Source organism: Shewanella waksmanii, assembly GCF_043643685.1.
Classification (GTDB): domain Bacteria; phylum Pseudomonadota; class Gammaproteobacteria; order Enterobacterales; family Shewanellaceae; genus Shewanella; species Shewanella waksmanii_A.
The window spans coordinates 150,853-164,426 of the sequence record NZ_JBHZSN010000010.1 but is presented as its reverse complement, the minus strand read 5'-3'; the positions used below and the strand labels follow the sequence as shown (position 1 = coordinate 164,426).

Annotated in this window: 10 protein-coding genes and 1 riboswitch; of the genes, 5 read left to right on the top strand and 5 right to left on the bottom strand. The window is 44.6% G+C overall.

From position 1 onward, the window contains the following. Positions 1–29 precede the first annotated feature (29 nt). Both ACHUFW_RS15810 and ACHUFW_RS15805 read left to right on the top strand, forming a co-directional pair. Positions 30–770: a helix-turn-helix domain-containing protein gene (locus ACHUFW_RS15810; protein ID WP_394204306.1), complete on the top strand. Its 741-nt coding sequence runs from the start codon at positions 30–32 to the stop codon at positions 768–770. A gap of 113 nt (positions 771–883) precedes the next feature. After that, on the top strand, positions 884–2,722 hold the full coding sequence (locus ACHUFW_RS15805) for a M14 family metallopeptidase (protein WP_394204305.1): 1,839 nt from the start codon (positions 884–886) through the stop codon (positions 2,720–2,722). A gap of 46 nt (positions 2,723–2,768) precedes the next feature. Here the strand turns inward: ACHUFW_RS15805 and ACHUFW_RS15800 are convergent, their stop codons facing one another. Continuing rightward, the gene (locus ACHUFW_RS15800) at positions 2,769–3,551 is read right to left on the bottom strand and encodes a class I SAM-dependent methyltransferase (RefSeq protein WP_394204341.1); all 783 of its coding nucleotides are present in this window, start codon (positions 3,549–3,551) and stop codon (positions 2,769–2,771) included. 223 nt (positions 3,552–3,774) lie between these two features. Here ACHUFW_RS15800 and ACHUFW_RS15795 point away from each other — a divergent pair, with 223 nt between their 5' ends. Then, a complete protein-coding gene (locus ACHUFW_RS15795) occupies positions 3,775–4,527 on the top strand; it encodes a DUF4097 family beta strand repeat-containing protein (protein ID WP_394204304.1) in 753 nt (250 codons plus the stop codon). A gap of 86 nt (positions 4,528–4,613) precedes the next feature. Here the strand turns inward: ACHUFW_RS15795 and ACHUFW_RS15790 are convergent, their stop codons facing one another. From ACHUFW_RS15790 to ACHUFW_RS15775, 4 genes are all read right to left on the bottom strand, one after another. Further along, positions 4,614–5,405, bottom strand: a complete 792-nt coding sequence (locus ACHUFW_RS15790) for a phosphatase PAP2 family protein (protein ID WP_394204303.1) — start codon at positions 5,403–5,405, stop codon at positions 4,614–4,616. A 199-nt stretch (positions 5,406–5,604) separates the two neighbouring features. Further along, a complete protein-coding gene (locus tag ACHUFW_RS15785; protein ID WP_394204302.1) occupies positions 5,605–5,910 on the bottom strand; it encodes a GIY-YIG nuclease family protein in 306 nt (101 codons plus the stop codon). Continuing rightward, positions 5,885–6,727, bottom strand: a complete 843-nt coding sequence (locus ACHUFW_RS15780; protein ID WP_394204301.1) for a phosphatase PAP2 family protein — start codon at positions 6,725–6,727, stop codon at positions 5,885–5,887. The genes ACHUFW_RS15785 and ACHUFW_RS15780 overlap by 26 nt, the downstream gene beginning before the upstream one ends. Before the next feature lie 99 nt (positions 6,728–6,826). Next, positions 6,827–8,899, bottom strand: coding sequence for a S9 family peptidase (locus tag ACHUFW_RS15775; protein WP_394204300.1), 2,073 nt, complete (start codon positions 8,897–8,899; stop codon positions 6,827–6,829). Positions 8,900–9,075: 176 nt separating this feature from the next. Beyond that, positions 9,076–9,260: riboswitch (FMN riboswitch) on the top strand. Between the two features lie 142 nt (positions 9,261–9,402). Here ACHUFW_RS15775 and ribB point away from each other — a divergent pair. Together ribB and ACHUFW_RS15765 are read left to right on the top strand one after the other, a co-directional pair. Beyond that, positions 9,403–10,056, top strand: coding sequence for a 3,4-dihydroxy-2-butanone-4-phosphate synthase (gene ribB, locus ACHUFW_RS15770; protein ID WP_394204299.1), 654 nt, complete (start codon positions 9,403–9,405; stop codon positions 10,054–10,056). A 279-nt stretch (positions 10,057–10,335) separates the two neighbouring features. After that, complete coding sequence (locus ACHUFW_RS15765) at positions 10,336–13,557, top strand: EAL domain-containing protein (protein WP_394204298.1); 3,222 nt, start codon at positions 10,336–10,338, stop codon at positions 13,555–13,557. Positions 13,558–13,574 lie beyond the last annotated feature (17 nt).

Sequence of the window (13,574 nt, the reverse complement as noted above, 5' to 3'; positions counted from 1 at the left end):
CTTATTCACCGTCAAACAGGGATAGCAACATGACATTAGGTAAACGACTTAAACAGTGCAGAACAGAACGTAATCTCAGCCAACCTGAGTTAGCCGAGCTCGCTGGTATAGAACAATCTTACCTCTCGAAACTAGAAAACGATAAGTCACTTCCATCCAACGACGTATTTCGCCAACTAATGACAGCATTGGCTATGACAACGTCAGAGTTTATCCGAGCCATTGATACACAAAAGTATCGCCAGCAACTCATGCAAATTTCAGATATCGAAATCGTCATCAATCATCGCAAACAAAGCCAATTTATTTACCTGCGTCGAGTGCTCTATCTTTGTGCACTATTAATTGTTGCCGGAGTGACGGTGTTTTATACCGGTACCAGTAAGCAGCTATTTCCTCAGCAGCAATTTCAGTATCAATCATTGGGGGTTGTGTTACCTGGCGAGCCTCTCGATATATTCTCTTCCTGGTCACACCGAATGGCAATAACAACGGAAAAGGACCGCCAACTACGAAGCCAAAAACGGCTGGAAATGGAACAGCGTCGAGACGTCCACTATATACTTACTGCAACGAACCAAAGCCAACAATTCGTCGCTGATGATCCACAAGGGAAAAGGCTCTATATCTTAGATAAGCAAGTTGAGGTACCGCAACCCATTAACGCATGGCTACAAATTATTGGTGTCATGCTATTTATCAGTGGTGTGGTCGGTTTTGGAGTTGAAAGACGGCTACATAAACTCATCACCTTTAATCAATCATTTTAAACAAATGTCACCATGAGCAATGTGGCAGTTGCTCAGTGGTTGCACTTATAAACAAATTAATGAAATATAACGGAGTCTTAATACTAAATCTGCCTCAAGATGGATACATTATCATGCGCCTACGTACTCTAACTGTTATTGGCCTTCTAGCCAGTTGCAGCACTTTACCTGCCCTTGCTGACAACCATACACCAACACCGCAAATAGCCAATACCTATGTCAATGACGCCATTCTTCCAGCCATCATGCCATGGCAAGGTAACAGCGAAACGTTATTACGCGCTGCTGACGATGAATGGGCAACGCCCTTTGAACAGCTAGGTCACAAAACTAGCCCCAATTATGACGAAACATTTGCTTGGCTAGATAAGCTCATTGCCCAAAGTGATATGTTGCATAAAGTCAGCTTAGGTAAAAGCCCTCAGGGGCGTGATATTTGGATGATTGTCGCCAGTAAAGAGGGCATAGATGATCCGGTCAAACTCCAGCAGCAAGGTAAGCCTAACTTATTAGTCCAAGCAGGTATTCATTCTGGAGAAATTGACGGCAAAGATGCCGGCATGATGTTGTTACGCGATATGGTATTTCATGGCAAATCCAACCTACTTGATCAGGCTAATTTGCTGTTTGTGCCGATTTTCAGTGTCGATGGTCATGAGAGAAGCTCAGCGGTCAACCGTGTTAACCAGCGGGGGCCGGAAACAATGGGCTGGCGCACCACTGCCAACAATCTCAACTTGAACCGTGATTATGCCAAGGCTGACTCCCTCGAAATGCAGCATATGCTCAATGCCATTAATTTATGGCAGCCCGATTTATATATTGATGTTCATGTCACCGATGGCATCGACTATCAGTATGATGTCACCTTTGGCTATAACTTGTCTCAGGGAATGAGCCCGAGTAGCTACCAATGGTTAGAAAAACAGTATCGCCCCGCCATAGAACAAGCATTAACTGAACAAGGGCATATACCGGGTCCCTTAGTATTTGCCATGGATAACCGCGATATGAGTAAAGGCTTATCGCTATGGAATCCAAGCCCACGTTACTCTAACGGTTATGGTGATGCCCGCCATTTGCCAACTATTCTGATAGAAAATCATAGCCTTAAACCGTTCAAGCAGCGCGTGCTAGGAACCTATGTCATGTTAGAGGCCAGCCTGAAATTAATTGGCCAACAGAAAACCAAACTACGCGCAGCCATTCAGCAAGATAACTACCGCTATCCGCAAATGATAACTTTGACTTGGCAGCAAGAACAGCAAGCAAAAGGCTGGGACTTTAAAGGCATTGATTATACAGTTGAAAAAAGTCCAATTAGCGGCGCCGATGTGGTGCGTTGGAATGGTAAACCCAAACTATACCCTAACCTTCCAGTGATCGGCTCAACCAAAGCGGATATTCGCGTTAAACGTCCTAGCGCCTACTATATTCCGCCACAGTGGCACCAAGTGATTGAGCGTCTTGCCATACATGGCGTTCGCATGACGACCTTAAACCAACCCACCAGCATGTCGTTGCAGCAATATACTTTTTCTGACTACGACTTTTCCGAGTCTAGCTATGAAAGTCGACAACGGGTATCGATTGAAGCCAAACAACGTACTGTTGAGGCCACGTTACCGGCCGGTACCGTTAAAATAGACACTAAACAGCCCTTAGGCGACTTAGCTATTTTATTGTTAGAGCCACAATCTCCAGACTCTTTACTGCAATGGGGCTTCTTCAATCCCATTTTTACACGTACAGAGTATATTGAAGAATATGCAGTAGAGCCGCTCGCAGCGAAAATGCTGGAGGAAGATCCTGCATTAATGGCTCAATTTGAGCTGGCGCTACAAGACCCATTATTTGCCACTAACCCTAAAGCAAGGTTGCGTTGGTTCTATGAGCGCAGCCCATATTACGACCAACAATACAAAGTCTATCCGGTATTAAGAGCGCAATAAGTTAACCGTTTGCGGCAACCCATTTTCAGGTTGCCGCGATGCTATTTTAAGGTTTAGTCGCCAAGATAGAAAAACACAAAGGGATAGGTTTGTTATTGTGTAGCAAATAATAACGTTGAGCACTCTCACCTATCTCTGCCCCATTAACCATGTTTTCAAAGCAATTGTATGGTGAAAAATCAAACTCATTAAACGACTCGAGTTTCAGACCCGCATTAAGCAGCGCCATAATGACGTCTGCCAATGAGTGAGGCCAAGTCACCATAGTGTGTTTTTCATCGCTGGCATTTTCGGTATAAGTCCCTTCCTGCTCTACATCTGCATGTTGTTGCTCAAAATAACTATAACCTTCAAGCATCGCTTCTACAGGATGAAACTCCACCATATAAAACTGACCACCCGACTTAAGGCTTTTGGCAATAACACCGGCCCATTTATCAAGGTCAGGTAACCAGCAAATCGCGCCATAAGAGGTATACACAAGATCAAACTGACGCTGTAATACATCCGCTGTCGAATACACATCACAGCAAGCAAACTGGGCTGAAATCTCGGTTTGTTGGGCTAACTGTTGGGCTTGTTTTATCGCTACTGGCGATAGATCTATTCCAGTCACCTCTGCCCCATTACGTGCCCAGGACAGGGTATCAAGACCAAAATGACATTGAAGATGCAAGAGTGACTTACCTTGCACATCTAACGCTGATAACTCGATCTCATTGAGCGAACTGTTGCCGGCAAGAAACCCTGGCACATCATAAAATTTTGAGCCGACATGGGTCTTAGTACGCTCATTCCACGCCGCTTGGTTTAATGCTAGATAGTCCATTGACATACTTGCTCCCTAGTCGCCAACTTGTATTGGTCAATTCCGCTAATTATGGCGGTCAAAGCTAACACCTTTCGATTAATCACGCCAACTTGGGAGAGGCCATCAACACAAATCTGGACAAATAGCATTTAAATACAATAACTTAAAAAATTGGCATAAAGTCTGCTTTATTCGATATCAATAATAGGAAAGCTCAATCTAAGAATTAAAGGGAATACACATGTTAAAACGCTCTGTACTACTTTCAACCGTCTGCGCAATCACACTTTCAGGTTGTATCATCAATGTCAGCAAAGCCAACATGGGGCCACTTGAACATCAACACCAATCTATGCAGCTCGAAGCTAGTGAGCTCGAAGGCTTGATTGCCACAACCGGCGCAGGCGCATTAAATATCCAGGGCGTTGAGGGGTTAACCCACATAAAACTAGAAGCGGATGTCTACACTTATGATGGAGTACAGCCAAATTTGTCACTTAAGCGTCAAGGTAACCAGGCGATTGTTGTCGCCGACTTCAACCATCACTCCCACTCAGGCCGCTCACCTTATATTGATGTGACCTTACGTGTGCCAGCCCGATTTAATATGGAAATCGATGATGGCTCAGGCAGCATCGATATCGAAGGTGTAAAAGCCAATATTGCCATCAGCGACGGTTCTGGCAGCTTGTCTGTTACCGATGGGGCAAACTTATCAATCAATGACGGTTCAGGCTCGATTGAAGTGCGCAATATCGATGGCGCAGTCAAAGTTGATGACGGCTCAGGTTCAATGAGTTTAGCCAATATAGGCGGAGATGTGATGATCAACGATGGTTCTGGCGATCTGAGCGTGAAAGATGTCTCGGGCAAAGTGACCATTGATGATGGCTCAGGTGACATTAACGTGGTCAATGCCCAGGCACTCGATATCATTGATGCGGGTTCAGGCGATGTCAACGTAGACAATGTTGAACGTAGCATGGCGATGTAATACTGCAACACCATCTACAAATCTTCCCGGCGCAGCGACATCTGCTTCTAGGATAACCCCTAGCTCCATGTCGCTGCCCACCCAATCTAACGACTGATGCGGCGCCAATGTCGCCACATTAGCAGCGCTGTAAACCCTATCAGTCCCACCCTGAGTCCAATTACCTGCCATAGCAGTTGCTGATCAATCAGTTTCTCGGCAATACAGACAACCAACACCACATAAAGAAACGCAAACACCTGTAACGTACGCTTGGGGTTTAGTTTCACTAAAGGCACAACGCGGCAAGCCACAAACCCACAAAACAAGCCGACAAATGCCCCCATAATGACATCAACAGGCCAATGCGCCCCAACCATAATGCGCGATAACGCCACACTTGCTGCAATGGCAATAACCACTAATTGCAATTTTAACTTCTGGGTCGCTAGCACCATCAATCCCGCTAATAAAAATGCGGTGGCGGCATGACCAGAAGGAAAGCTATGGCTTAAGCGGGTCTCGCCAATAATATGCAAAACATCTAACACTGCAGCGGGGCGCGGTGCGTCATAATACCCCTTGAGTGCGGGGACAAGTAACAAAGATAGCATACTGGCAACAACGACTCGGGCTACCATATCGGGTCGATACACCAAATAGCATAGTGCAATAAATCCCAGCGTTGCTCCATCACCAATGTCGGTGAGCATGGCAAGCAGCCCTGCTGGCAAATACTGGCCTAAATCATTGACAAAGGTAAACACTGATGCGTTAGTCGCATCATTCAATAGCAATAAATGCAATGCAAACAGCACTGCCACTAACAGTTTGAAACTGATATCGGTGACAGGTTGAAATGGGGTAGTGTTTTTGGGGCTAAGCACCTGCTCGGTCACAGGACAATCCTCACAATGATACAAGCCTGTCAGCTTAACCCCTAGGGTGTGAAATTTTAGTGAATGCGCCTTGAATATTGGATGAAAATCAACACTAATACCAACACCAATACATAAACAATAAATCCAAAAAATGACTGATTGTTTATTGCCACTAAAATATAGTGTGCAATAACTCATAGATTACTAACTAAATAATCTATGAGTGCTTCAACAGTGCCAGTTTTTGCTGTTTAGATAGCTTTTTTATCGCGGCTTCGCGTTTTGATGCCGTTGAACGGTCCATTTGAGGCTCACGATAAACAAGGGTTAACGGCCCTTTACCACGTAGGTACTTCGCTCCTTTTGGTGCTCCAGCACTATGTTCAGCAAAGCGGCGCTCAACATCAGTTGTGATACCCGTATAAAGCTGGCCATTAGCACAACGAATTATGTAAACCCACCATGCTGATGTCGCTACCGATTGATTCACTTCTGGGTTACTTAATGATGCCGCTACGTCCAAATTCTCGCGCTTTTTGTCCAAACCTCAACTTCACCTTTGCCTTGCAGTCAAATGCGACCCAAATGAAATGACTCACCATCATGCCACTATATACGATAAGAGACCACCGCATCCATTGCACTGGCGGAAAGTCAGCGAAATCATGACCGCTACCTAACTCGACTGTGACTAGCACGGTCAATATCAGCAGGTAGCACACAAGTTGTTTTGATTTAGATAATGACCAACTGCCACATAAATTGACCGCTGCGAAAGCGCAGATCAATCCAACAACCGCACCCAATGCAACATCCTCTGGCCAGTGAGCTCCAGCTGCAATTCGCGAAGCGCCGACAACAAAAGCCAGTGATAAGGCGGTGATACGTAGCAATCGATGGGGTTTATGGATGTAATATAAACCAGCAAATAGGAATATCGTTGCTGTATGCCCAGAAGGAAAGCTATTACTGTAATGTGCCTGACCAATAATGGTGAGCTGTTGCAGTACCGCCGCCGGACGTTGAGCATCAAAGTACTGCTTCAACGTAGGGACAATAATTAAGCTAAGTACAGCAGCAAGCAGCACTTGACCAGTTCTTTGTGGATACTTTACCAAATAGCACAGCGCCACGGCTCCGAGCGTAACGCCATTACCTAAATCATTAAGCATGGCAATCACGACTTCAGGTACCCATAAGTGGCTTTGATTGATGGTGTGAAATAGGCCTAAATTCACCTCAGGATTCAAGGTCACTATGTGGATTGCAAATGCCGCAATTAAGGCCATTAAGAATGCTTGCGAGTGATGTTGTCCATTTACCACTGGTTGATCTGTCATTGCCGTACCGCCCTATTCGTGTCAATACGGCGATACTAATCATAACCATGTCAATGAAATGTCTTCGACAAAAACTTCACATCTAAACTCAATACAAGATCACTCAGGCACAGCCAATGCGGTCAATAAAAAACTATATTCCGTGGCTACATCTTGGTAATGCTTAAACCGACCACTTTTGCCACCGTGGCCGGCACTCAAGTCAATATCAAACAGGATAGGCTGATCGCTGCTACTGTATTCCCGCAACTTAGCCACCCATTTAGCAGGCTCAAAATATTGAACTTGAGAATCGTGTAAACCACTGGTCACTAACATCGGTGGATAGGCTTGTTCAGTGACTTGATCATAGGGCGAGTAACTCAACATGTATTCAAAACAAGCGAGCTCATTCGGGTTGCCCCATTCATCATATTCGTTGGTTGTTAACGGAAGGGTTTCATCTAGCATCGTCGATACAATATCAACAAACGGCACGTGGGCAGCCACAGCACAATACAATTGTGGCGCTTGGTTAATCACACAACCGATCAGCAATCCACCAGCGCTGCCGCCCGAGGCGACAATTTTATCCTGATGGCAATACTGCTGTTCAATGAGCCCGTGACTCACATCGATAAAGTCATTGAAGGTGTTCTTTTTATTGAACATGCGGCCACTATCGTACCAATGTCTACCTAACATCTCACCGCCGCGAATGTGAGCAATCGCGTAAACAATGCCACGATCTAGCAAGGATAAAATCGCACTATCAAACCAAGGTTCTATCGTATGACCATAGGCGCCATAACCATATTGATAAAGCGGATTAGTGCCATCTTTGGCAAACTTATCACGGCGATAAACCAAAGACACAGGAATACGCTGACCGTCTCGAGCAGAGACAAAAATACGTTCACTTTGATAATCCTGAGACTGAAAGTTGCCGTTAACTTTTTGCTGTTTTAGTAACTTGGCTTCAGCGGTATTTAAGTCGTATTCAAACACCGACTCTGGCGTGGTTAAACTGGAATAATAGACCCTTAGCTTGTCACTATTTTGCTGTGGATTAACGTCTAAACCAGTCACATAGGCACCGTCTTTAAAAGGCAACTCAAACTGCAAATTCATCTGCATATCATAAACATAGATATGAGTAAGCCCTTGTTCACGGGTTTGCACGATAAGATGATTTTCTAACGCTAATACGTCTTCAATGCGACAGGTTTGATGACCCGCTTTGACAACCTGCCACTGACTGCGATCGCTAATAACGTCTGCGTCAGCAGACATCAGCTGGAAGTTCTCCGCTTGCCAGTTGGTCAGTATAAAATAGCGTTGGCCGTGTTTGGCCAGCGAATACTCTATCCCTGTTTCTCTAGCTATGAGTGCTTTAAAATCTTCGCTCGGATTATCTGCGGCTAACACTGACACTTCAGAAGTGATAGTACTTTCATGGCATAGGGTAATTAAGGTTTCATCCAGTGTCTTACCTAAGCTCAAATAAAAACTATCGTCACGTTCTTGATAAACTAAACGATCATCAACTTGTGCAGTACCAATACGGTGGCAATAGACCTTGTTACCTAACAGCGTTTGCGGATCCTTAGCAATGTAAAACAAATGCTGATTATCTTGCGCCCATACAATTTGACCATCGATGCCGGTCAAGGTATCGCTTAGCAATTGACCCGAACGTAAATCTTTAATGAATACCGTATAGATTCGACGACTTAAGGTATCTTCAGCAAAGGCCAATAGATTTTCATCAGGACTCACCGCCAGTCCGCCAAGGTCATAAAACTCATGATCCTGCGCCCGCTGGTTGAGATCTAACATCACCTGATAATCACCTTCTCGCTCAGCACTGCGTTCAAAAACAGGGTATTCATTGTCAGCACTATAACGATGCTGATACCAGTGTTGATGCCAAACATAAGGCACGCTTGACTCGTCTTTATCTACCCGAGAAGTCAGCTCAGTTAACAACTTCTCATATAGCGGCTTTACTGGCGCCAACACTGCGTCGCAATAATCTTTCTCAGCTTGTAAGTGCGACAACATTTGCGGCTCTTGCCGCTTGTCATCCCGTAACCAATGATAGTTATCGAGGCGATTTATCCCATGTAGTTGATGGGTAACCGGGCGTTTTTCTGCAACGGGTGGGCAGACAGTCGTATCAAACCTATTCAAGTGAGAGTTTCCTTTGAGCAACCTTAACCTTTGCTACTTAATATTTAATAAACCACTCTAGTGTACGGCATTAAGCTGATAAATCATCCGCAATATAAAAATGGCTAACTTGTGACGACACTGACTTGTTATTTTTCGCCCAGCAGGTCAACATACGCTGGTCCACTCAATAGCGGACACATTCTCAGGGCGGGGTGTAACTCCCCACCGGCGGTGATAGTGTTTTTCACTTAAGCCCGCGAGCGCCTAAGCGAGTATAACCTTGATTAGGGTCAGCAGATCTGGTGAACGTTTTAACTATTCCAGAGCCGACGGTAATGAGCGCCAAGTGCGCACTAAGTCCGGATGAAAGAGAATATAAGATAACAGTCCACGGGCCCTCGCCTGCGGATACACTTATGCTTATACATCCTGCGCAGTGATCTATCACTTGTAACGGATGACCTTTTCCTATGCCCTGATTCTGGCTAAAACTATGTTTAAGTATTACAAAGGAATAAACCATGAATCAGTCTTTACTATCGCCTTTTGGCACTCCAATTGAACGCGTAGAAGCTGCGCTTAACGCACTCAAGCTTGGACAAGGCGTACTTGTTGTCGATGATGAAGATCGCGAAAATGAAGGTGATTTGATCTTCTCGGCACAACACTTAACCAATGCACAAATGGCGATGCTCATTCGTGAGTGTAGCGGTATTGTCTGCCTTTGCTTAACCGACGAGCAGTGCCAACATTTGTCATTGCCGCCAATGGTGAGCGACAACTCAAGCCAATATGGCACCGCCTTTACTGTGAGTATTGAAGCCAAAAGTGGGGTTACTACGGGTGTCTCTGCTGCCGATAGGGTCACCACCATCAAAACGGCGATTGCTGATGGCGCGGTTGCCGATGATCTTGCCCGTCCGGGGCATGTCTATCCGTTACGGGCACAACCCGGTGGCGTATTCACCCGCCGTGGGCATACCGAAGGTACGGTTGACTTGATGATACTTGCGGGATTAAAGCCTGCCGGTGTACTGTGCGAGGTCACTAACCCCGACGGCACCATGGCGCGTTTGCCACAAATCATCCAATTTGCAGAGCAACACAACATGCCAGTGTTATGCATCGAAGATATTGTTGCTTACCGAAAAGCTTGTTTAGCGAAAGCAAGCTAAACTTTTGATATTAAGGCTAAATAATATATGGAAATTCATATTTATTGTTTAGCCTTATCTTAATAGACACCACCATATTGATAATTTTTAGCTATCAATCTCAGGTCGATTTTTTGTTTCACCGTGTTACTAAATCAGCAGTTATCAGATAAATTCGTGACCTAGATTAGACTTTGATGAATTAACGGTGACAACAGCTAACGCCTGTGATAATTATCCTTACCTTCATTTTTCAGTGGTCTATTACCTCTGGCGCAATTTATCAACAGGGAGTGATCCATGGCGTCAATGTTAAATCGAATGAGTCTAAAGCAAAAACTCATTCTATTTGCAGCCATTCCAACTGTCGTCGTGTTCCTTTTCGGCACACTGCGCATGTTAACCCTGTTTGAACGATTTCATGTGGCCAATACCAACTCATCGGCCATTATCATTACAAAGCAGATTGAAGCGTTATTATTTGAGGCGCAAAAAGAGCGTGGGTTATCCGCCGGTTACCTCAGCAGTGAAACCAATGAATTTAAAGCTAAATTGGTTGCCCAGCGTCAAATCACAGATCAACACCTCACTAAACTATTTCAGCACAGTAACTTAACTAGTCTATTACAGCGATTAAGCAGTAAAGAGCAAAGCCAACAGCTGACCATCAAAATGCAACGTATTAAAGATATGGCTGCACAATTGCCTGATATACGCGCTCAAGTTGATATAAAGCAAACCTACCAAAGTTTCGAGTTTTATTCCGAATTTAACCTCAAGCTATTACGCTTTATTGAGCAGTTGCAAATTAGAGCGATGAGTGTCGCGCAAAACCAAGCTTATAGCGATCTATTACATGTATTGCACATTCAGGAACTCGCAGGTAAACAGCGCGGCTTAGTCAATCACCTGCTATCGTCTGACCAGCTTGACCCTCAGACTTTCTTGGCGATTAATCATATTGAAAGCGATTTAGCTGAGCACCTAGTTGAAGCTATGTCGAGTATGCGTAGCCACCATAAACAGGTGCTCGATGAGATTTTCAGTAGTAGCGCCAACGATACCCTGCTCAATATGCGAGACAATATTGCGATTCAAATGCACATTGTTGACCAAGCACACGAAATCAATAAGTTAATGGGGTATGGTGGCTTAATTCATGCCTTTAAAAATTACTTATTACGTGGCGAAGAACATTACTACCAAAGGTTTCACTATCATCTTGGCCTGTTAGACGAGTATTTGGCCCAACTGAGTAATACGCCGGGGCTAACCGAAGAGCAGCGCCATGCAGTTAACGCCATTGAAGCCACCATTTTTCAATATAAGCACAACTTAGAACAGCTAAGCGTACTGAAACGTTTAGGCGATGATATCAGCAGTCAAGATGACCAAGTCCGTATTGATGACAAACCTATGTTGGAAGCGTTATCACTGCTACAAACTCAACGGCCTATGGTGTCCAATCAACAATGGTGGCAAACGGCGAGTCTTCGGATTGAGCAGCTCTATCAGATAAGCACCGCCATCACCGAAGAGTTAGCACAACTTAGCGACAACCAGCGTCAGCAAGCGGTCAGTTATTTGATTATCGGTTTTAGCATTGCAGCGCTCAATTTACTGTTGCTGCTATTTTTAGGCCGAAATGTCATCCATAGCTTAGTGGGCAGTATTACCGGTATTGCAAAAGCCATGGGGAAAATGGCACTAGATCCAAAACTTGAGCACCGCTTCCCTGTGTTAGGTAATGATGAAATAGCCCAACTATCGCAATCGCTCAATACCATGTTAGATGAGCGACAAAAATCTAATTCTCAATTGGAACTGGCCGCGGCAGTATTTGAATATTCTGCAGAAGGGATTGTCGTCACCAACAAAGACAACCATATTGAACTGATTAACCCAGCTTTCACTCAAATCACCGGCTACACCTTAGAAGAAGTCAAAGGTCGTAGCCCAGCAATTCTTAACTCCAATCAGCAACCACGTCATTTTTACGATGCCATGTGGCAATCTCTACAGGAAAAAGACCGCTGGGAAGGTGAGATCTGGAATCGACGTAAAGATGGGCAAATCTATCCGGAATATCTCGCCATCACAGTGGTGCGTGATGAAGATGGCAATATTGTGCAGCATATCGGCCTGTTCCTCGATATCAGTAAACGCAAAAAATATGAGCATGACATTTGGTATAAAACTAACTTTGATGCGCTAACTAACCTGCCAAATCGTCATCTTTATAATACCCGCTTCCAAGAAGCACTTGATGCAGCAACACAAGATAAGCAACCTATTGCCATCTTGTTTATCGACTTAGATAGGTTTAAATACACCAACGATATTTATGGCCACAATACTGGCAACGAATTGCTAAAACTGGTTGCCGCACGCCTCGAAACCTTATTGGGCAAAGAAGATTTTCTGGCCAGATTAAGCGGTGATGAGTTTGTCATTATCATGCAGAAAATGACTCAAACCCACGCGATTTCAGAAATGGCCGACAATATCATTCGTCACCTATCCTCCCCCTTTGGCGTGCTCAACAATGAAGTGATGATTTCTGCCAGTGTCGGCATTAGCCAGTTCCCTGAAAATGGTAATGATATTGAAACCTTAACCCGCAATGCCGAGACAGCGATGTATCAAGCCAAAGGCGAAGGCCGCAACACCTATCGCTATTTCTCTTCGACCATGAATGCACAAATGATCGCCAGAATTGAGCTAGAACAGCACCTGCGTCACGCGGTACTGCACCAACACTTCTGTCTGCATTATCAACCTATCATCGATATGGAAAGCGGTAAGATCATCGCTGTTGAAGCGTTAATTCGCTGGCAAGATCCTAAGCAGGGGTTAATCTCTCCCGATGCCTTTATTCCTATCGCGGAAGAAACGGGTCTTATCGAGCCCATCGGTGAGTGGGTATTAAAACAAGCACTCTCAGACTTACGCCAATGGCATGATCAGGGCTACATGCTCAATTTGGCGATTAACGTCTCAGGCCGCCAACTCATTAATGCCCAGCAAAAGCCATTTCATTGCTTACTAAAAGGCTGGCTACAAAAGTATGATATTGAGCCCAGCTTCATCCATGTTGAAATCACCGAATCCATGTTGATGACCGACAAAGACCTCAGTCTACAAGCATTGCAATCTATCAGGGCGCTTGGTGTTGATATCTATATTGATGACTTTGGTACTGGATTTTCGTCACTTAGCTATTTAACTCGCTTCCCGATTTCAGTCATTAAAATCGATAAAAGCTTTATCGATAACATGATAGAAAAACAATCAGACACAAATCTGATTAAAGCCATCATTATGATGGGCAAGAGTTTGGAATTGAACTTGGTAGCTGAGGGCATCGAAACCGTTGAGCAGCATGCTTACCTACAACAATTAGGATGTGATTACGGGCAGGGTTATTACATTTCTAAGCCACTGGATGCTGCAGCACTACTGAACTTTCTTGCTGCGCACAGCAATGATCGTAAAGCTGAAGACCAGTACCTCAATATTTAGGGAAGCGTGACCGCTTC

Bases quoted from the DNA above. Each gene is read 5' to 3' on its own strand.
- ACHUFW_RS15795 (WP_394204304.1), top strand. From the start codon at position 3,775: ATGTTAAAACGCTCTGTACTACTTTCAACCGTCTGCGCAATCACACTT.
- ACHUFW_RS15765 (WP_394204298.1), top strand. From the start codon at position 10,336: ATGGCGTCAATGTTAAATCGAATGAGTCTAAAGCAAAAACTCATTCTA.
- ACHUFW_RS15780 (WP_394204301.1), bottom strand. From the start codon at position 6,727: ATGACAGATCAACCAGTGGTAAATGGACAACATCACTCGCAAGCATTC.
- ACHUFW_RS15810 (WP_394204306.1), top strand. From the start codon at position 30: ATGACATTAGGTAAACGACTTAAACAGTGCAGAACAGAACGTAATCTC.
- ACHUFW_RS15800 (WP_394204341.1), bottom strand. From the start codon at position 3,551: ATGGACTATCTAGCATTAAACCAAGCGGCGTGGAATGAGCGTACTAAG.
- ribB (WP_394204299.1), top strand. From the start codon at position 9,403: ATGAATCAGTCTTTACTATCGCCTTTTGGCACTCCAATTGAACGCGTA.
- ACHUFW_RS15805 (WP_394204305.1), top strand. From the start codon at position 884: ATGCGCCTACGTACTCTAACTGTTATTGGCCTTCTAGCCAGTTGCAGC.